Here is a 20989-nt window from a genome sequence, read left to right as displayed (position 1 = left end):
GGAATGGTGGCTCCCATTTTTCCGGACTGGCGGCTCCGCCGCACCGGAATAATCATTAAGCATTGTTTATTCTGTCAAACATCTACATCAGAACTCATCCAACTAATAATTTCTTGTTCTAGTTTAATTTTGTTATTTAGCATATATGTTGCAATATCAACATATTTTCCGACTGCAATTAAAGATTCCGCTTTTTTGATGTCGTTAGATTCAAAAGACTTGGTATAATTCCGATATTTTTTCAAACTTTTAACATCCATACAATAAGGCTTAAAATCTATCTCAGTTTTTTTTCTGAGATTTTCAAGAATATAAAAGCCATCGGGATCAATATCGCCAAAATGATAATACAAAATATTCTTTGATTGGTTTTGATCAAATATTTTTTTCAGCAGCACTTGTTTGATGCTGTTATGATAACCACTCAAATACAAGAAGAATACATCTGTACCTCGCACTCGATTAAAAGAAGTCAGGTTTTCAATAGTCATCACAGTTTTGTTGAGAATATCAATTTCATCAATATCGCTAACTTCTGTTGAGGGTAAGGCCAAAGCCTTATTTTGCATCACATCTAATATTCGACCATCAGTAAATTTTATTTTTGCACTTCCTTTGAAATAGATGTAAGAAGGATTTTTATAAACATTCAAATTTTCCAAAATCGTGTCATAAATTTCTTTGGTTTCCTCCAAACCATCTATGATTTCATGAAAAATCCCGCTTTCTTGAAGAATTTTGCAAACTTTCGTACGATAGATTTTTTCCCATTTCTTGGAATCATGGAGAACTTCGATAGAAAGTTCTCGCTCTAGTATTTCAGGATGATCCGAAAGGATGTAATCAAGCAAATTTATGATATTAGCCGATTCTTCCAAAGGGTATGCGGCCTTTTTATCCGCCTCGATACGACTGATTTGCGTTTTGCAGAAATCGACAATAACAGAATTCTTTGAGAGAAAACTTCTGAAAAAATTAAGCTCTTCTTGTTGTTGAAGTTTTCTTTCTTTTACACCCAGAATATTGCGCACTTTTGGCCAATAATCATCGGTCGTATTGGCTGAAATTTTTACAACATGTTGATTTCTGCTTTCCGTAGAAATCAGGTTTTCAGACTCAAGATTCTTTAACTCTTTTTCAAAATCCTCAATTGAATTAACATCTTCAAAATCATCGTTATATTTGGGGTAAACATCTGTCGGCGCTATAGAAAACGTCTGGCGAACAAAGTTTTCGCCCTTATAGGTTTTGCTACCTTCATATTTATGCAAAAGTTTTTCTAGAATCAGTTTTTGACGACTATTTAAATTCATACTACGGCCTTTCGCAACCCTTCTTCGGCGATGGTATATTTTCCATCAGAATACAGAGCAACCGTATTATCAATATGGCTACCAATGCTATCTATTTTTTCTGGTGGAGCGGCGTAGAACACCTGAAAGTGATTTTCTTCTAAGAACCGAACCATCTGTTCAATACGTTCCTTAGATAAAGCCGAGAACGCTTCATCTATAAATGCCAAACGAGCACAATTCTTATCCTTTGGATAGAACTGCATTAAACTAGCGGCAAGAATGATGAAATAAGGAGTTTGTTTTTCGCCACCACTAGCAGAGCCTTGCTTCTGGGAAAGGTTCATTTCTTCACCAGTTTTACGACGAATACTCATGTCGTAAACAAAATAATTTCTGTAATCAGAGTATTCCATTTCATCGGAACCCTGCTGCAAAATATCATCCAAAAATTTCTGCACATCAGCATTGAACTTTTCTTGAGAAACCTTCTGTGGATTGAAAAAGTCCGGATCTTTGACATAACTTTCAAGATTGTTACAAATATCGAAGAAAATCTTTCGATCCGATCTCTCTTCCATTTTAAATTGATAAAAGTCAATGCCAAAAGGAATTTTCTTCAATTCCCTATTGATGACATCAATTTCTTCCTTAGCCTTTTCAATATTTTCTTTCAGTTCCGCAATAAAATCGTGAAGGAATGCATTGCGAAGCTTTGTAGAGGCAACTTCCAATTTATTCTTCGCTTCATCAAGTTTTGCATTGGCAATGTCGCGATACTCTTCACGATAGAATGGAATATAGGCTACGCCGCGTTCGTTCAAATCCTTTCCGGCAAGTCTATTGTATTCAAGTTGAATGTCTTCAAGAGATTTTTCTTTGTCTTTCAAGTCGGACGTTGCATTTTTTATCGTCTTTTCAGCAATAACGATTACATTGTTTTGCTGTCTCGTCATCTGATTATATAAATCAAGCATTTCCTTTTCAAGTTCAAGATTTGTCTGGAGCAACCCTTGATAATCAGCCATCCGATTTTCAATACTCTGAGTCAAAGTTGCAATGGACTGATTATTTACATTTTGAGAAGTTTCATTCTTCCCTAATTCTCTATCAATACGTGAAAATTCATTTTGTAGATTATTGACCTTATCGGTCGCCATCTGAATTTCTTGAATAGCGCGAAGCATCTCAGGACTTTTCTTAAGATCTTCTATTTCATTTGCAATCTGTCCAAGTAGCCCTTTCAACTGCGGGACTTTTTCTACAGACTCAAAATCATATTCTTCTGGTTCCCATTCAATATTGTCACACAAGCGCAACAAATCACTAAATACATTTATTTGGTCGATAAGTCTTTGCAAATCTTTTTCTTTTCGTTCTCTTTCTCGCAGTTTCAACTGCAACTGCAATTCAACGACATTTTTGCCCAAGCAAGGAACAACGTCATTGATTTTCATCATTGATGCCGCGTAACTCTTGGCCAGCATGCCATCTTTCATCAAACCACCCTTCGGATGATCGTGAAGTTCTTCGATAGTATTGCAAAGATGTATTCCGTTCAGTAAATAATTGGCATACTTACGTGCAGCCTTATTTTGGATTTCCAAAATTTCTGCGGCAGATTCCTTTTCAATATCGCTATCGGGAATTTTGTCAGACAAAACGACATTTGCGTTAGTGAGCTTTTTATCCTTCAAAATTCTTAAGGCGACATCACAATATTCGTCATCAACAATTAGGTAATAACGTTTACGACCAAGGAAAGTTTCTATAGCCCTATGCCAGTTTTCATCCTTGATTTCTTCCACCAATTCTGCAAAGAAACGAACCTCAGACTTTATGGAACGACTTCCAAATTCATCTTGAATTGTTTTTTTAGCATATTCGGCATCTCGCGGGAAAATGATTTTCTTAGACTGCAAATCTTTGATATCTTTTTCAATATCAGAAAGGGCGTTAATACATTCTTTCTTCTTGTCTTCTAAACGAACTTTATCAGCCGAATATTGATCACAAGCAGCTTTGATTTGATCCCCAAATTCAATAAAGCGAGTTTGTTTTTCAAATGGATCGATTCCCGGCTCTGCCAGATTCTTAAGAACTTCCTGAGATTCTCTAAATATCTGGACATCATTTTCAATCTGAGGAATCAATTGCGTTATCGCAATTTGGAGATTTTTCAAATTAGCAATAGCAGATTCGCATTTTTCAATTTCATCTTTACACTTCTTAAGTTCATTATTTTTATCATTTAGCGAATCACTAAGTGTTCTATTTGAATTCTCAACTTTAGTAAGATTTTTACGAGCAACCTCTAACTCCGAGTCAACGGATTTTTTTTGCTTTTCAAGCGTTCCCTTTTCAAGTTCTAACGTTTTTGAACGAATTTTGCATTGTTTTAATTCCTGCTGATCTTTTTGAAGAAACTGATAGCTATACATCATCTTACGAATTTTCATGTATTTCAGCTGTTTTTCGTAAGCAAATGTTGCTGTTTCAATTTTTTCCAAAAGTTCCTTACGCTTTTGGTTATTCTCCAACATTTGAACAGCTTCACTATAATGATTTTTCTGTTCTCTCAAAGATTGTAAAGAATTCACATCATTCTGCACAAGTACAGAATCCTTCACAAACTTTTCAACATTTTTTTCTGGCTTAAAAGCCATCATCTTTAAAATTTTTTCAACATATTTTTTAAATTCGCCATCATTTACGCGAAGCCCCAAAGCTCTCGCAATCTGAGGTTTTGCTTTATCACGTCCCAGCATTTCTGAAGCTTTTACTGGAACACCCTTTCTAGTGAGATTTCTTCCGCTGGCAACACTTAACTTTCCATTTTCAATAGACCTGAAATTAAAATCATCAATCTTTGCATTCTGGAAAATAAACCATTTAGATTCGGCAGAATCCTGCGCGGAACGAGATTCAATGTTCACGCCAACAACAAAATCGCCTTCTGTAGGGGAATTAAATTCCATTACAATATAACTGACAACCGCATCTTTTCGAAGGTATCTGTTGGAACCGTTTGTCTTGCGGTCACCATGAATGTAAGCATTTACCGTTCTTTCTTTATCGTCTGCAGCACGATTGAACTGCGTATTGGCAAACAGCAAATAAGACATTGCGTCGAGTATTGTGGTCTTTCCAGTGCCGTTAACACCAGTAAATAGGGTTGAGCTACCCAACTCGATACAAACATTTTGGAAGCAAGACCAGTTTATCAACAGAAGTTTCTTTGCGGTTTTACGGTATTCCATTATTATGCCTCCTCGCCTTCCGCATCAAAGTCTTCGTCAGTCACATCCTCGCTTTGAGGGCCTGCATTCATCATTCTTTCTCGCACACTCGTAACAAACGTGGCAAATTCAGATTCATCTAAAGCAAATTGAATAGACGGATAAAGAACAATCAAGCGTTCATTGTCAGGTGCATTCCAATTGACAAAGATTAAGTTGTATCTTGCAAAAAGTTGTAACGCAGTTTTTAGATTACTTTTAACGTCAAAAGCGCCCTTGAATTCAAACTTTTCCAATTCAGCATTCAATTCTGGGAAAGTCGCCGTGATTTGCTTGGATAAGGAGCCTGATTGAACCTTATCCATATACAAGGTCCACAAGCAACAGAGAATGATGCTTTGGAATTTATTGAATCTCTGCTTGGAAACAACAACATCGACACTTTTATTCTGAAGCATCACAACTCCATTGTCCTTCACAACAATATCAAAGCCCATCAAGTTCAAATAATCCGAAAAAAGCCCTTCGTTTGATTTAACAAAGAAGAACATCTTGCGATTATCATCGTCTATGTCTCGAACAATGAAGGTTTCTTTCAAAAGTCGGCGGCAACACTTTTTAAACACCAACTGTTCAGAAGCAGTGAGATCGTCCCACATCTCATTAATTGTTGACATCTTTTTTTGCCCTCCAATGCCGAATCTTAAATTCGTCTGATTCGACAAAATCTTCATCAATTTCTATCAGGTATCCGTTTTCGCGAGCGTACGTCACAGCAGCCATAGATGCAAGGACATCTTTTTTCTCGTTTATGGTAAGGTTAGAACTATCAAACTTTCCATTGGTTGATCGAGAGTCTAAGAACTTTTTCATCAGCTCTTTGGAATATGGATTGTACGATTCCTTTTGCAATTGCCGTTTCTGGCGTTCTCGTTCTTCAACGCTCATTTCAACAACATCAGCTTCGATATTCGATTGAATACTCTGATTTTTATGCGGATATTGCAGAGACGTTTTGTCTACAAACTCATAATCATGAATATGGAAAAGATACTGGATTTCTTCATCTATCTTATTCAACTTATCTTCATCAAAATTATGGACTAGATATCGTATAGTTTCTTCTACATTTCCACGGTTATCCTTACCCTTATTTCGAAGAATACGTTCTCGTGCAATCGCAATTTTAATATACGCATTAATTTGATCCTTAATACGTTTCATAATCTTATTGTAATCGTCATGGATAAAGCGTCTTGTACTATCCAGCATCCTTAAAACCTTATCTTCCGCTTCAACTCTAGCACAGCCTTCTTCATCCATAACACTTTGTGTAAGAGATCCAAAATACCCAATTCCCTTAAAATCCTCTAACCGTCTAGAAATTTTTTCTCGATACAAATGGATATTTTGTTGCTGAACAAGGCGCGAATACTCTTTGATAAAGTCACCGTCACAATATTTGATGATATTCTCCGTCAAACTGACCAAGGAGCCTTCTCGGAGCATGCCCTCAATGATTTTTTTGATAGAGGTGGCAAGTTTCTTCAGTGCCGAGGAAAGTTTGCTGGCTTCATCATACACTGGCGTCAGAATCAACTTGTAGGGATTCTGTTCCCCCTGGGCCCAATGTTCTAATGTGTAAAAAATAGTATTGATAGAAACGGAAAATTCCAATCGTGTAGGACGCTTCAGTTTTTCAATAAATTGGGCCAATGCTATGCCGTTATCAGGCATAACTATTGTCTTTTCAAGCGTAGTATCATCCGTTTCTTCTTCTAACCATCCAGCTTGAACAAAACGCCTAATAATAAAATTCGCCTTTATATTCCAATCGGACTCTAACCCTAATTCAGATGCGTCATCACCTTGAATTTCAATATGGTTTTCCAATAAGTATGCAGCTATTGTATCACGAACGATGTCTCGAAGAATCCTATATGAAATTTCATTGTCAAATAAGTTGTAAATCTTTAGTAGCAATTCTGAATAAACGGCTTGATTTCGGTTCTTGCTGCCAAGAACCGTAAAAAAGTCGCTAGGAACAACATCGAAAACGCTAAACATATTCGCAATAAAATATACCCAATTTTTTTGACAATTTAGTGACAAAAAACTTTATCTTGATGTTATAAGTGTATTTTGAATAGTTTTTGAAAGAAATCAGGTGTTGGGCTTGTATTTGTAGCTGACAAGAAGGGATGGGTAGGCTGTTCCGCCATTTTATATAGAATTTACTGTGACATTGCAAAAAAAAGTCACAGTAAAATGTCACAGCAAGTTTTCCAATACCCGCATTTTAAAACCGAAAAAAATTTTCAACGAAATACGGAATATTCATAAAATGTCCGAATTTTATTGAAATTTTGGGAAATCCAGCTCGCAGTTCAAACGCTTGACGCCCAAAAACAGCGAGTATAGATTTGGGGTATGACTTACTATTTTATCAGCGATCTACATCTCGATTTCTATGTGTCGCCAGTGTTTCGCACAATCGACATACTGCGTATGGAATTTGAAGACTTCTTTGAACGCCGCTTCTTGCCGGCGGATGCGTGCTGCATCGCGGGCGATATCGCGAACGATTACTTTACTTATGTGGAGTTCCTGAAGTTCATTGCCGAAAAATACAGTGCGGTTTACGTGTGTTTCGGGAACCACGACATCATCACTGAGCATCTGGGGCGCTTCGGAGCAGACAAGGAATTTGCTACATCCGAGAGCAAGATAAAGTACTTCCTTGCTGAAGCAGGAAAAATCCCGAACATTCAGTTGCTCGAAAACCGCATCGCAGAAGGCGTTGCGGGTTGCATGGGTATGTGCGATTTTAAGTACAAGCATTCGCCTGCCGCGTCCGAAATTGCGAACAAAATCCTGTGGGCGACACGCTGGTTCGACGCTCGTCACTGGAAATACATGCAGAACAACGCCGACAAACTCTGGCGGCATTATGACATTGTATTTCGCGAACTTACTGCACAACGCCCGAAAATCATGATGTCGCACTTTCTTCCGCTGGAATTCAAAATGCCCGAACGGTACCGGCAAGACCCCTACTCAAACTTCTTCTATTTCCACGGGGCGGATTATCTTGAGAACCTGGATGACGGGAGTATTTGGCAAGCAGGCCACACGCATACCGCCATCAAGCGAGAGTACATTGACAAACTTGGCAAAAGGCACTTGCTGCTGTGCAATCCCGTGGGCTACCCCGACGAGAACCCCTTCGCAGAATATGGGCTAAAACGGGAAGATTTCTTGGTGGAGATGGAGTGAAAAAGGCTTTTTTTGCGTAAATTTACGATTTTCATGCGTTCTATTAACATTTTTCTTGCTTTTAACATTTTGAAATGTTAAATGGGTATAAAGAGCATGTCTCTGATTTGGAACGCTCCATCTGCGATGCCATAATTTTTTCCGTATTTCGTTGAAAACTTTTCCCGTCTGCAGCCCCATTCCCTCGCAAAAATCTATATTGCGCAAAGATACACAGGAACGATTATGACCGACGTTGAACTTAAGAACTTGAAAGACCGTCTTTGGCATTCTGCCGATATGCTCCGTGCGGGTGCGCACCTCGCCGCAAACAAGTACGGACAGCCGATTCTTGGCCTCATATTTTTGCGCTATGCCGACATTTTGTACAAACAGCACAAAGACGAAATCAACGCCGAGTTCGAAAAGCTCAAGGGCACACGCCGTGCCCGCACCCTGAAAGACATCTCCATCGAAAAGTGCGGTTTCTACCTGCCGGAATGTGCCTACTTCGACGCCATCAACGACGCCCCGGATGACGCCAAGAAGGCGACCCTCGTAAAGAAGGCGATGAAGGCCATCGAAGACGAAAACGAAAAGATGGAAGGGGTACTCCCCAAGGATGTTTACGCGCAACTCGTTCCCGAAGAAGAACCGGAACTGCTCTCGAAAATCGTGCGCGTGTTCAAGGACATTCCCGAAGACATCAGCATCGACTTGTTCGGCGAAATCTACGAATACTTCCTGGGCAACTTTGCACTCGCCGAAGGCAAGGACGGCGGAACATTCTATACCCCCGCAACGGTTGTGCGCTACATGGTGAACGTGTTGCAGCCCCACGGCATCAACAAGAAATTCCTGGACCCCGCTTGCGGTTCGGGCGGTATGTTCGTGCAGGCGGCTCGCTACATGCACCGCCACAATGCCAGCGCCGAAAACGACACGGCGATGAATTTCCGCTGCTACGGCGTAGAAAAGGAACCCGACACCGTAAAGCTCGCGAAGATGAACCTGCTGTTGAACAACGTGCGTGGCGAAATCACCGAGGCGAACTCCTTCTACAGCGACCCCTACAATGCGGTAGGGCAATTTGATTACGTGATGGCAAATCCTCCGTTCAACGTCGATGAAGTCGTCGTCGAAAAAGTCCAGAAAGACGAACGCTTCAGCACTTACGGCGTGCCGCGTAACGCGACAAAGTCCGCAAAGAAGGGCACCGACAAAAAGGAAACTGTGCCCAATGCGAACTACCTTTGGATTGGCTACTTTGCGACCGCACTGAACGAAAACGGCAAGGCTGCACTCGTCATGGCTAATTCCGCAAGCGATGCGGGCAAGAGCGAATACGAAATCCGCAAGAAAATGGTCGAAGAAGGAATTATCAGCCAGATGGTGACGCTGCCTTCGAACATGTTCAACTCGGTGACGCTCCCGGCAACGCTCTGGTTCTTCGACAAGCAAAAGGCAAACAGCAAAAAGAAAGACGAAATTCTCTTCATTGACGCGCGCAACGTGTTTACGCAGGTGGACAGGGCACACCGCAAGTTCAGCGATGAACAGATAAAGAACCTCGCCGTCATCAGCCGACTCTACGAAGGCGATACGCAATTGTTCAAGGACCTGCTCAAGGAATACAGGGATAACCTCAAGAACGCCCCCACAAACAGCGACGACAAGGAAGTCAAAACCAAGGATTACTGGCAGGCGCAAATCGACTGGCTCGCCGAACGTTTCCCCAACGGCAAATACCAGGACGTAATCGGGCTCTGCAAGGTCGCGAAAATCGACGGCGAAGACGGAATCAAGGATCAGGATTACTCGCTGAATGCCGGTCGCTACGTGGGCGTGGTGATTGAAGACGATGGCATGACCGAAGCTGAATTCAAGCAGACCATGCTTGGGTTGAACGACGACTTCACGAAACTAAGCGCCGAAGCGAAGAAGTTGGAAAAAGAAATCGCCGAGAATTTGAATGCGTTATTTTAGGAACAAAGGGGAAAGCCTTCCCCTCGCTACAGCCACTTGTCATTCCCGCATCCTTCGCTGTCATTCCCGCGAAGGCGGGAATCTCCAAGTGTCTTACGCTACCCCTTCTGCGGGGACACCCCGCAACACCCCAGAAACGTCATTGCGAGAAGCGTTGCGATAGAGAAAATCGAAGAATCTTGGAAAAGTTAAATATGAATACTACTTGGGAAATTGTGAAATTAGATCGTTTTTTTGTTATAAAGAAGGGACAAACTATAACAAAAAAAGACTCTAATCCCGGCATTTATCCTGTCATATTAGGTGGTCGCGAACCGGCCTACTATATTGATAAATACAATCATACGGGAAAAGCGATAGTAGTTTCTCGAAGTGGAGCATCTGCAGGTTATGTTTCCTTTTGGAATGAACCGATATTTGTGACGGATGGTTTTCTCATAGAACCAAAAGATGACGTAAACTATGAATTTGTTTATTACTTATTAAAGCTCAAACAATCTCAACTTCTCGGTTCGCAACGTGGAGCAGCGATCCCTCATGTAACGCCAAATCTTTTATATAATGTTCAAGCGTTTTTTCCTCCGTTGCCAACTCAAAAGCAAATCGCCTCCATTCTCTCCGCTTACGACAACCTGATAGAAAACAACAATAAGCGAATCAAAATCTTGGAACAGATGGCGGAGAACCTTTACAAGGAATGGTTCGTTCGCTTCCGCTTTCCCGGCCACGAAACTACACGATTCGTGCCTAGCAATATGGGAAAAATCCCTTCAACATTTACCCTTGCTAAAATGCAAGATGTGTTTGAATATTACATTGGTGGTGGCTGGGGAGAAGATGAATATAGTTCAGATTTCCCTGTAGAAGCAAAAGTAATTAGAGGTGCCGATTTCCCATTTGTAGAACGAGGCGATTTAGGCACATGTCCCAATCGTTTTCACAAGGAAAGTAATTACAAAGCACGCAAATTAGAGCCCGGTGATATAATTCTTGAAGTTTCTGGTGGAACCGCAGAGCAGCCTGTCGGAAGAACGATATTGGTTTCTCAGCAAATGCTGGATCGATTTAACGGACAAGTTATATGTGCTAGTTTTTGCAAATTGGTTAGATTGAAAAAAGAAAAGATATCTCCTGTTTATTTTTATTATTGGATGCAATTTCTGTACGAAACAAGAATTATTGATCGCTTCCAACTTCAATCTACGGGAATTATAAATTTCAAATTCGAATATTTCTTGAAGAAAGGCGATGTAATGCTTCCACCTTCTGAAATAATGAAAAAATTTGAAGACCTGGTTTCACCTATCCATGCACAAATAGAAAAACTTGCCATGGAAACAGAGAACCTCATCAAACAGCGCGACCTGCTCTTGCCCCGCCTCATGAGCGGCAAACTCGCGGTATAACCATCGTGGGTTTATAACAAATCTGCCAAACTTCTCTGATTTTTGGCAAAAATGTTATAAATGTCGTCTTTCAAAAAATTTGCGTTGTCTTTTTAAGGATAAAATGCTAATTTAAACTTGAGCCTTAGGAGATGAAATGGCAACAAGAATACCTTTGAAACTAAATGACCCGAAATTGGTTTCGGTTTCATTTGAACTTCGCTTTGAAGCGAGTGAAGTGTATTCTGATTTGGTTGCACTAAATCTAGCCAATGCACTCGTTCAGCAGGGTAATGGATCGCTGTTCCAACTTCCTATAATGCAGTTGCCATCCATAGCTCGTAGTAGCGATTTGAATTTCCGCTATTCCCCTATTTTTGGTGTAAAAATGGGGGATATGATGGTTCAAGTCGGTCCTCGTGTGCTGGTTGTTAATGTGGACAACTATCCGGGTTGGGCAAAATTCTATCCCGTGATTAGAAATGTTCTTGATAATACTGCAACTCTTCGAAATAAAACGGAACGAATTGGATTCCGCACAATCAACTTTTTCGAAGGTCAGGATATAGAAAAGAGTTTGATTACGACTGTGCAAAACGGCTTGGATTTACAAAAAACTAGCTGCAATTTCTCTTTAGTTTATAAAGACAATAATTGCCGAACGCGTTTTTCTTTTTCGAATGATGCAAAAATGTCGAAAAATGGTCAAGCCGAAAAGTTAGGGTCATTCATTGATGTTGACTCCTTCTTCGAAGGTAATCCTGAAAATGTTGATGGAACTATAAACTATTTGCATACGCTTGCAAAAAAGGTCTTTTTTGAATCGTTAAAGCAAGAATTCGTTGATTCTATGGGGCCGGTATATGGTGACAACTGAAAATAGAACTCAAATATCAACTTATTCTACACCAAACGTTTCAACCGTGGTTGTGCTCGGGTTGGCTGCGATTACTGCTTCTGCATCGCCGGTTGTTTCGTTGGATCATTCTGCATCGGTAACTCCGCCAACAATGCTGGATTTATTTGAATACCAGATGAATCGCAAGTTTGTGGTGCTGCAAGAGAAAATCAATCAGTTTGGTTTGTTGAAAAGAGATTGGAATGGCTACGATGCTGCTCCTATTCCATCTACTGCTTTAGATGACGCGAAGTTGTTTTTGCAGAGCCTTAGAAGTAGCAATATAGACCTCAATGGATGGGAAGTTTTCCCGACTGCTAGAGAAACGATTCAGTTTGAAAAGACTGTTTGTGAAAATTACATTGAAATCGAAGTTTATTCGAACGGACGTTTTGCTTATTACTCCGAAGGTCGTGAAAACCTTGAAATAGAATCTATCAGTATAAAAGAAGCGATGGAGAAAATTTCGGGTGTCTTTGGATGAAAAAGGAAATATTTTAAAAGGTTATGTTGAAGACGGGGAACACCTATTTCGAGGTGTTCCTAATCAGCCTTCCTTCATCAAAGAAGACGGCTCTATAACTTCAGCCATTCTTAAAGATTCTCATGGAGGCGTTTCTGTAGATAGAGATGGTGGCAGAAACGACTCCGATGTAATCGCTTTTTTCTGCAAAACTCAAAAGGATTTAGGAAAGAACATTTCTTATTCCAAATTTCTCAAAATGCCTGTTTCTATAGTCAGGCAAAATAAATGCGATGTCACTGCAGTACCCCTTGATAATAATCCCTATCACGCAGAAATAACTCAGAATGGTAGCGGGGAATTAAAAAGAGGTGACATCAAAAACATTATAAAACAAAGTTTTGTTTTAGACAATCCGGTTTGATAATGAAGTCCTTTATTTCCGAAGACGATATCGAACAGGCGATTCTCCAGATGCTGGAATCGCCGGAGTTCGGTTACGATGTGGTCCGTTGCGATCCGTCTCCGGAAAAGATGGATGTGTTGCCCGATGGCACGGGACGTTCTAGCAAAAAGCAGTGCGTTTTGCCCGGCATTTTGCGCGAGTCGCTCACGAGGCTCAATCCCGAAATTCCCGCAAACAAACTAGACGAAATTGCGCAGGATTTGGTCCGCGACTATTCCGGCACCGACATGACGGCGACAAACTACGCTCTCTACAAGAAAATCCGTGACGGTGTGCGCGTTCCGTTTGTCAAGGACGGCAAGCCGGATTTTGGCGATGTTTCGCTTATCGATTTTGCCAACTCCGAGAACAACACGTTTACTGCCGTTTCGCAGATGTGGATTCAGGGGCACTATCATTTTCGTCGCCCCGATGTTCTGGTGTTTGTCAACGGATTGCCGCTAGTCTTTATCGAACTGAAAAACAGTACCGTCAAGATTGAAGAAGCCTACAACAAGAACCTCCAGGATTACCGGAAAGAAATCCCGAACTTGTTCGCCCTGAACCAGGTGTGCGTTCTTTCGAACGGCTTTGAAACCAAGCTGGGTGCGTTCAACGCAAGCTACGACTACTTCTTTGAATGGCTCAAGAAAAGCGAAGACGACAAGATTGACCGCAAGTATATCCGCGGTGAGGGCGTAAGCGCGCAATACATGGTCAGGAGTTTGCTCGACAAGGCAACCCTTATTGACTACATCGAAAACTTCATCCTGTTCCAGAACGGGTCCATAAAGATTATCGCCAAGAACCATCAGTTCATGGGCGTAAACAACTTGTGCCGCACCGTAGAGAACCGCAAGGAACTGGACGGCAAGTTGGGCGTATTCTGGCATACGCAAGGGAGCGGCAAGAGTTACTCGATGGCGATGTTTGCCCGTAAGGTCAAGCGTAAGTTCAGTGGCAACTTCACGTTCCTTATTATCACCGACCGCGAAGACCTTGATACGCAGATATACAAGAACTTCTTGCGGACAGAAATCATCGGACCGCAAGATGAATGCCAGCCCAAAAACGGCGAACAGCTTCGTGAATACCTGCAAGGGAATAAGCCCTTTATATTCACGCTGATTCATAAGTTCGGTTACGACAAGGGTAAAAAATACCCTGTCCTTTCTACCCGTGATGATATTTTCGTGTTGGTGGATGAGGCGCACCGCACGCAGTACAAGACTCTTGCCGAAAATATGCGCACGGCGTTGCCGAATGCGAACTTCGTTGCGTTTACCGGCACTCCGCTATTGGGGAGCAAACGCCTGACGAACCAGTGGTTTGGCGACTATGTTTCGGAATATAACTTCGCGCAGTCTGTGGAAGACGGCTCGACGGTACCGCTGTTCTATAGCCGCCGCGTTCCTGAAGTTGGCCTGCAAAACAACTTTCTCGATGACGATGTCGTGACGATTATCGAAGATGAAAATCTGAACGATGCCGAAGCCAGACTGCTTGAAAATACTAGTTCCCGCATTCTGGAGGTCATCAAACGCGAAGACCGCCTGGATAAAATTGCCCGGGATATCGCACACCACTTTCCGCGTCGTGGGTTCCTCGGCAAGGGTATGGTCGTTTCGGTGGACAAGTTCACCGCAGTAAAGATGTTTGACAAGGTTCAGCATTACTGGAAAAAAGAAAAGACCGCACTGACCATCGAACGGAATAACGTTGTCAAGGACAGCGAAGATTACAACCGCCTGACCGCCATATTGAACTACATGGATAAAGTAGAGATGGCGGTCATTGTCTCGGAAGAAGCTGACGAAAACGAAAAATTCAAGGCGCAGGGGCTCGATATCACGGCTCATCGCAAGAAAATGAACGAGATTACGCCTGAGGGCAAAGATATCGAGGACCGCTACAAGGATCCCGAAGATAACTTGCAACTTGTGTTTGTGTGCGCCATGTGGCTAACGGGTTTCGACGTTCCGAACCTTTCTACGCTTTACCTTGACAAGCCGATGAAGAACCACACGCTGATGCAGGCCATCGCCAGAGCAAACCGTGTGTATCCGGGAAAACCGTGCGGTATCATCGTCGATTACGTAAACGTATTTAAGTTCATGAAGCAGGCGTTGGCCGCATACGCCATTGGCGATGACGGCACTGAATTCCCGGCCAAGGACATTGACGAATTGATCGGCTATATTGACGCTTGCATTGACGAAGCCGATAAATTCCTGTTGGAACGGAATATCAATATCGAGAAAATTCTGGACGGAGCGTCCACGTTCGATAAGCTGGATGAATTCCGCAACGCTTACGACACCATCATTTCTGTTGATGAGGATGTCAACAAGTTTAAGGTCATTCTGAACACGCTGATGAATCTTTACGAAGCATCCAAGCCGGAAATTTTCGAACGCAACTGGAACAACCCAAAGTTCAGCCCGCTTGTTTATTTGCACGGACTATTCTTCAGGCTTATTGACGATGAAAAGATTGAAAAGGCCCGCAAACGCATGGGCGATTTGCTGGATAGTAGCGTTTCGTCGGAAAGCGTGAAGATTGATGACGCAACCGAAATTCGTGATGTGTCGGCTACCGGAACGTATATGCGTGGTTCCAAACTGATTGATCTTTCAAAAATTGATGCTGAAGGACTGCGTAAAGAAATCAAGCAGGCAAAATACAAGGCCGTCGAAATTAACGACTTGAAAGAGTTTATCGAAAAGGCCTTACGGCAAATGATAAACCGCAATGTCACGCGCATCAAATTCTCGGAACGGTTCCGCAATATCATCAACCGCTACAATGCGGGCGGCACCGAAAACGAGGATTATTACGAGCAGTTGGTAAAGCTCGTTGAAGAATTGAAAAAAGAAGATTCTCGCTCGGCGACAATGGGCTTGAGTGACGAAGAACTTGAAATATTCGACCTTCTCGTGATGGGAAAAAGGCTGACGAATGCGCAGGAACAGGAAGTCCTGCTAACCTCCAAGGCCTTGTTCCAGAAATTGCAGGAAAACCGACAGAAGATTCTCGTGGTGGACTGGTACAAAGACGAACAGACCCGCGCTAAAGTCAAGAGTACGATCGAAGAAGTTCTCGATGCACAGGATCCTCCGCGTCTACCCGATTGCTATGACATTGATTTATTCAACGTCAAAAGCAACCTGCTCCTGAACCACTTCATTGATATGGCCGTGCAGGGCTATGGCTGGGCAAGAGGCGAAGTGGGGTAGCGCCCCCCAACCCCCGTCTTTTTTCTGCTTTTTTACGAAAAATTCCACGATTGTCATCTTTTGACATCCGAAGAATGTATCTTTACGGTTGAGGATCGTTTTCTGGAGATTATGCTATGCGAAATGTGAAATTGTTGCTAATCGGGCTGCTTGTCGCCGCTGTCTATGCTGTGGCTGGTGGAACGGCGTCGTTTGTCGCTAAAAAGAGTAAAACGGGGGAGTTCGCGTTCTCGGAAGCGACGCAGCAAGCTTTTTTAAAGGATTGTTCTGCAAATGCAAACGAGTGGGTGTGTGGATGTGTGCTTGGTCAATTGCAGGGTTCGTATGGCGAAAAGGAGTATCTAAAGCTTGATGCTGATTTGCGGAAAGGCCGTGAAAACTACGATTTTACGGAATTTCTCTCAAAGGCCGTGGCTGAATGCGACGAGGAATACGAAACGACTGCTTCGCGGATAACCGAGGAAGATGCGAGGGCGTATGTGGAAAAATGGATGAAGACCGTAAAAAAGAAAGATTTTATCTCAAGTGTTCCGTTTGAATCGTTGGCCTTTTATGGTAAAAAGGATGGGGAAAAGGTGCTCGGTTGCGTCTATGATCGTTTGGTCAAGGATAAAAAACGGTTTGAACAGGTCATTATGGAAGAAGGGTATCCGGAGGATGTCGAAAGATGGGGGATTGATTATTTTGTTGAGTGCGTGCCTGAAAAGTTAACGCCAGAAATGAAGAAAAACTTTATTAAATATATGAATCAGAACGGAGTGCCTAAATCGATGGTCCAATGCATTCTGAATACATTCGAAAGGGAGTATTCGCTAAAATCGTTTGTCGCAAGTGCAAAAAAAGGCGAGGATATGTTTATTCTTGTGATGACGATGCTAGCGTCAAAGTGCCTTGTAGAGTGACATTCCGCAACAGTTTTCGTCCGGGTAATTTCAAAAACAATTTCACGCAAAAAAACTCCCCCTAACCTGGAGGAGTTTTGAAGACAGAAGGCAAAAGTCATGTTCCCTTCGACATGCTCAGGGAACTTGAATTAGTATTCTTTACTCATACAATCCTTTGCTGAAGTAACGGTCGCCGCGGTCGGGGGCTACGAACACGATGTTTCCGCGGGCGCCCGAGGCGATGAGTTTCTTGGCTGCGGTGAACGCGGCACCCGAAGAGGAACCTGCGAAGATTCCTTCTTTCTTGGCGAGTTCGCGGGCGCCGCCAAAGGCGTCGTCGTCATTGATTTTGATGACCTGGTCCACCAGCGACATGTCCATGGTGTCGGCGATAAAGTCGTTGCCGATTCCTTCGATGTTGTAGTCGCCATGTTCGCCGCCGCCCATAGTAGAGCCGATGGGGTCTGCGAGCACGCCCTTGATGTTCGGGTTCTTTTCCTTGAGCGCTTTAAGGATTCCGCTGAAGGTGCCGCCACTGCCTGCGCCTGCCACCACGTAGTCGATTTGTCCGTCCAAATCTTCGTAGATTTCGGGGCCGGTGGTTTCGTAATGGGCCTGCGGGTTTGCCATATTGCGGAACTGCCTGAGCGAAACAGAGCCCGGAATTTGCGTCAGGAGTTCTTCGGCCTTCTTTTCGGCGCCGAGCATTCCGTCTTCACGCGGGGTGTTGATGAGTTCTGCGCCGAGGGCGCGCATGAGCGTCTGCTTTTCTTGCGAGAACTTGGTGGGCACCACGAATATCACGCGGATGCCGCGGTTGAGTGCCGCGAAGGCGATGCCGAGGCCGGTGTTGCCTGCGGTGGCTTCCACAATGGTTCCGCCCGGTTTCAGGAGCCCCTTTTCAATCGCGTCGTTTACCATGTAAAGGCCGGTGCGGTCCTTCACGCTGCCCGAGGGGTTCCAGAGTTCGAGTTTAGCAAACAGGTTTACGCCTTCGGGGAGTCCGACATGGTTAAGCTTTACAAGCGGAGTCTTCCCGATTAAAGATTGCATTGATTCGTAGTAATGCATATTACGCTTCCTTCGCGGCGTTGGTGCCGGCGTTCAAATCCAAGATGATGTCATCGACTTTTTCGATGCCTACAGACAAACGAATGAGTCCGTCGGTAATGCCCACCTTCTCGCGGATTTCCTTCGGAATAGAGGCATGGGTCATGGTGGCCGGATGGCATATGAGGCTTTCGACGCCGCCCAGACTTTCGGCAAGCGAAATCAGCTTTAGCGCCTTGAAGAATTTCTTGATGTCGTAGTTTTCGTAAAGTTCGAACGAAATCATGGCGCCGCCGTTCTTGGCCTGCTTCTTGTTGATTTCGTAGCCCTGAGCGTTCGGAAGGCCCGGATAGTACACGTGCTTTACGGCTTCGTGCTGTTCCAAGTAGCGGGCAATGCGTTCCGCATTTTCGGTGTGGCGATCGAGGCGCACGCCAAGCGTCTTGATGCCGCGAATCAGGAGGAACGAATCGAAGGGGCCAAGCACCGCGCCCACGGCATTCTGATTGAATGCCAGCTTTTCCGCGATTTCCTTGTTATTCGTTACGGCGAGGCCTGCCACCACGTCGCTATGGCCGCCCAGATACTTGGTTGCGGAATGCACCACGATGTCGGCGCCAAGTTCCAGCGGGCGCTGCAAATAAGGAGTCATGAAGGTGTTATCGACAATGGTCAGAATTCCATGCTTTTTCGCAATCGCGGCTACCCCTGCCAAGTCCGTTACGGTCAGAAGCGGATTTGCCGGGCTTTCGATAAAGAAAGCCTTTACATCGGGCGTCACCTTGGTATCGAGCGTCGCTAAGTCGGTGGTATCTTCGATAGAATAGGCAATGCCGAGGTTCTTGAATACTTTGTCCAAAACGCGGAAGGTTCCACCGTAGACATTGCTAGAGATAATGATGCGGTCGTCCTGCTTGAAAAGTGAAAGCACCGTAGAAGTCGCCGCCATACCGCTGCCAAAAGCAAAGCCCGCGACACCGCCTTCCAAATCGGCAATCAGCGCTTCGAGGGCTGCGCGCGTGGGGTTACCCGTGCGGGAATATTCCCAGCCGGTATTTTCGCCGAGACCCGCCTGCTTGTAGGTGGAGGTCTGGTAGATAGGAACATTGACAGCTCCCGTGACCTTGTCACCATCGATGCCGCCGTGGATGAGTTTCGTTTCGATATACTTGGAAGTTGACATTTTTTGAAGTCCTTTAGCGCCATGCGCCATTTATTGTTAAAATTCGAATAAAAAAATCCCGCTCCGGAGACATAGCCGAGCGGGAATCTGTTTTAGATAAAAGCCTAAAAACTAGTCGCCCGTTCGACATCGACCCCAACAGCAACAACTCATGTTCATCATGTTAAAAGTCATTTGCTTTTATTTCTATCGTTTATGTAGGGATAATATAGCCAATAAAATTTTCGCTGTCAACCGAAATTGGGTTATTTGGTTATACTATTTTTCTCTGATTAAAGATAGTTTTTATCTATAATATGTTGTTTTAATTATTTACGCGAAATTTGCGTTAAAAATAGAGTGGTAGGTTTTGACGTGGTGGGCGAAATTGCCTCGGGTTGACCCGAAATTAGTTCTCTAAAGCTCTAGAATTTGCCGTAGCGACCAATTCTTGCTGTGCCAGGTTCCTTATTTTACCCTATTTTTGATTGAATTTTTAACTAGTTACGCAAAATTTGCGTTAAAAATTAGTTTTTTTGAGATGTGTTAACTTTTTTTCTTGACTGATGCCTTTGCATAACCTATCTTTGCCTGCGAAACAATTAACCTTAACCACAAGCCGCTAGCGGCGACGCTCATGCCTCAAAGCGAAGCGACTTCATAACCACTATGTACTACGAAAGCATCAAGGTCCTCGACTGCACCATCCGCGATGGCGGTCTCGTCAACAAGCACGACTTCTCTCTTGAATTTGTGCGTCGCCTCTATACACTCCTTTCTGCCGCCGGCGTGGACTATATGGAAATGGGTTACAAGAATTCTCCGGAACTCTTCGACCCCAAGGATTACGGTCCGTGGAAGTTCTGCGACGACGATCTCCTGTGGAAGGTGAAAGACGGCATCGATTCCAACATCAAGATGGCCGTGATGGCTGACGTGGGCCGCGTGAACATGGACGCCGTGAAGCCCGCCAGCGAAAGCCCGTACCAGATGTTCCGCGTGGCAAGCTACGTGAAGAACATCGACAAGGGTATCGAGATGGTGAATGCCTTCCACGACATGGGTTACGAAACAACCCTCAACATCATGGCCGTGAGCCGTGACCGTGGTCCGGAACTCGACGAAGCCCTGCACCAGGTGAACGAAGAATGCAAGGCCGACGTGCTTTACCTCGTCGACAGCTTCGGGGCCTTCTACCAGGAAGACATTGACAAGGAACTGACTCGTTACAAGGGAATCGTGAAGAACAAGAAGTTCGGTTTCCATGGCCACAACAACCAGCAGCTTGCCTTCAGCAACACGATCCAGGCAATTATTAACCATGTGGATTTCCTCGACGGTTCCGTGTCTGGCATGGGCCGTGGCGCAGGTAACTGCACCACCGAGTTGCTCCTCGGTTTCCTCAAGAACCCGAAGTACGACCTGCGTCCGGTGCTCGATGCCTACCAGGAACTTTTCCTCCCGCTCAAGGAAAAGTACGAATGGGGTTACATCATCCCGCAGATGATTACGGGTATGCTGAACCGCCACCCGCAGGATGCTATCGCCGTCCGCAAAACCGAGGATCGCGACAACTACCGCAAGTTCTATAATCATATGATGAACGACTAAGAGGCGAGTGTCGCAGGAACAAGCTAGCTTGTTCCTATGACCGAGGCGACGAGTCGTACCCTTGATTTGAAAATCAAGGGCCA

The 20989-nt window shown here is 43.8% G+C and carries 15 protein-coding genes; 9 read left to right on the top strand and 6 right to left on the bottom strand.

Annotated elements, in window-relative coordinates; genetic code table 11:
* Nucleotides 1–74 precede the first annotated feature (74 nt).
* Genes Q0P86_RS09920 through Q0P86_RS09905 form a run of 4 tightly spaced genes read right to left on the bottom strand, consistent with a single transcriptional unit; the run spans nucleotide 75 to nucleotide 6598 of the window.
* Entirely contained in the window at nucleotides 75–1313 is a 1239-nt protein-coding gene (locus tag Q0P86_RS09920) for a Wadjet anti-phage system protein JetD domain-containing protein (protein WP_295039150.1), read from the bottom strand.
* Nucleotides 1310–4552, bottom strand: a complete 3243-nt coding sequence (locus tag Q0P86_RS09915) for an SbcC/MukB-like Walker B domain-containing protein (RefSeq protein WP_295039148.1) — start codon at nucleotides 4550–4552, stop codon at nucleotides 1310–1312. Before Q0P86_RS09915 ends, Q0P86_RS09920 begins: the two co-directional genes overlap by 4 nt.
* Before the next feature lie 2 nt (nucleotides 4553–4554).
* Nucleotides 4555–5208: a DUF4194 domain-containing protein gene (locus tag Q0P86_RS09910; protein ID WP_295039146.1), complete on the bottom strand. Its 654-nt coding sequence runs from the start codon at nucleotides 5206–5208 to the stop codon at nucleotides 4555–4557.
* The gene (locus Q0P86_RS09905; protein ID WP_295039144.1) at nucleotides 5195–6598 is read right to left on the bottom strand and encodes a Wadjet anti-phage system protein JetA family protein; all 1404 of its coding nucleotides are present in this window, start codon (nucleotides 6596–6598) and stop codon (nucleotides 5195–5197) included. Before Q0P86_RS09905 ends, Q0P86_RS09910 begins: the two co-directional genes overlap by 14 nt.
* Nucleotides 6599–6961: 363 nt before the next feature.
* On the opposite strand from Q0P86_RS09905, the gene Q0P86_RS09900 reads away from it, so the two are divergent.
* The 8 genes from Q0P86_RS09900 (at nucleotide 6962) to Q0P86_RS09865 (ending at nucleotide 17101) form a co-directional block, all read left to right on the top strand.
* Nucleotides 6962–7807 (top strand): metallophosphoesterase, encoded by an 846-nt coding sequence (locus Q0P86_RS09900; RefSeq protein WP_295039142.1) that lies wholly within the window; start codon nucleotides 6962–6964, stop codon nucleotides 7805–7807.
* Between the two features lie 225 nt (nucleotides 7808–8032).
* Nucleotides 8033–9772 (top strand): class I SAM-dependent DNA methyltransferase, encoded by a 1740-nt coding sequence (locus tag Q0P86_RS09895; RefSeq protein WP_295039140.1) that lies wholly within the window; start codon nucleotides 8033–8035, stop codon nucleotides 9770–9772.
* Nucleotides 9773–9951: 179 nt separating this feature from the next.
* A complete protein-coding gene (locus tag Q0P86_RS09890; RefSeq protein ID WP_295039138.1) occupies nucleotides 9952–11178 on the top strand; it encodes a restriction endonuclease subunit S in 1227 nt (408 codons plus the stop codon).
* Nucleotides 11179–11314: 136 nt separating this feature from the next.
* On the top strand, nucleotides 11315–12034 hold the full coding sequence (locus Q0P86_RS09885) for a TIGR04255 family protein (protein ID WP_295039136.1): 720 nt from the start codon (nucleotides 11315–11317) through the stop codon (nucleotides 12032–12034).
* Nucleotides 12021–12539 carry a hypothetical protein gene (locus tag Q0P86_RS09880; RefSeq protein WP_295039135.1) on the top strand — a complete coding sequence of 173 codons (519 nt, stop codon included), beginning with the start codon at nucleotides 12021–12023 and terminating at the stop codon, nucleotides 12537–12539. Before Q0P86_RS09885 ends, Q0P86_RS09880 begins: the two co-directional genes overlap by 14 nt.
* The gene (locus Q0P86_RS09875; protein WP_295039133.1) at nucleotides 12532–12942 is read left to right on the top strand and encodes a hypothetical protein; all 411 of its coding nucleotides are present in this window, start codon (nucleotides 12532–12534) and stop codon (nucleotides 12940–12942) included. Before Q0P86_RS09880 ends, Q0P86_RS09875 begins: the two co-directional genes overlap by 8 nt.
* Nucleotides 12943–12944: 2 nt before the next feature.
* Nucleotides 12945–16199 carry a type I restriction endonuclease subunit R gene (locus Q0P86_RS09870; RefSeq protein WP_295039132.1) on the top strand — a complete coding sequence of 1085 codons (3255 nt, stop codon included), beginning with the start codon at nucleotides 12945–12947 and terminating at the stop codon, nucleotides 16197–16199.
* A gap of 170 nt (nucleotides 16200–16369) precedes the next feature.
* Nucleotides 16370–17101 carry a hypothetical protein gene (locus Q0P86_RS09865; RefSeq protein ID WP_295039130.1) on the top strand — a complete coding sequence of 244 codons (732 nt, stop codon included), beginning with the start codon at nucleotides 16370–16372 and terminating at the stop codon, nucleotides 17099–17101.
* A gap of 141 nt (nucleotides 17102–17242) precedes the next feature.
* Here Q0P86_RS09865 and Q0P86_RS09860 read toward each other — a convergent pair whose 3' ends face one another.
* Together Q0P86_RS09860 and Q0P86_RS09855 are read right to left on the bottom strand one after the other, a co-directional pair.
* Nucleotides 17243–18154, bottom strand: a complete 912-nt coding sequence (locus Q0P86_RS09860; RefSeq protein WP_294112249.1) for a PLP-dependent cysteine synthase family protein — start codon at nucleotides 18152–18154, stop codon at nucleotides 17243–17245.
* A 1-nt stretch (nucleotide 18155) separates the two neighbouring features.
* Complete coding sequence (locus Q0P86_RS09855; RefSeq protein ID WP_295039127.1) at nucleotides 18156–19316, bottom strand: PLP-dependent aspartate aminotransferase family protein; 1161 nt, start codon at nucleotides 19314–19316, stop codon at nucleotides 18156–18158.
* Nucleotides 19317–19964: 648 nt separating this feature from the next.
* On the opposite strand from Q0P86_RS09855, the gene Q0P86_RS09850 reads away from it, so the two are divergent.
* Nucleotides 19965–20906, top strand: a complete 942-nt coding sequence (locus Q0P86_RS09850) for an aldolase catalytic domain-containing protein (RefSeq protein ID WP_290991477.1) — start codon at nucleotides 19965–19967, stop codon at nucleotides 20904–20906.
* The last annotated feature ends 83 nt before the right edge of the window (nucleotides 20907–20989 follow it).

Source organism: uncultured Fibrobacter sp., assembly GCF_946062555.1.
Classification (GTDB): Bacteria; Fibrobacterota; Fibrobacteria; order Fibrobacterales; family Fibrobacteraceae; genus Fibrobacter.
This window is presented reverse-complemented; position numbering and strand designations above follow the sequence as displayed.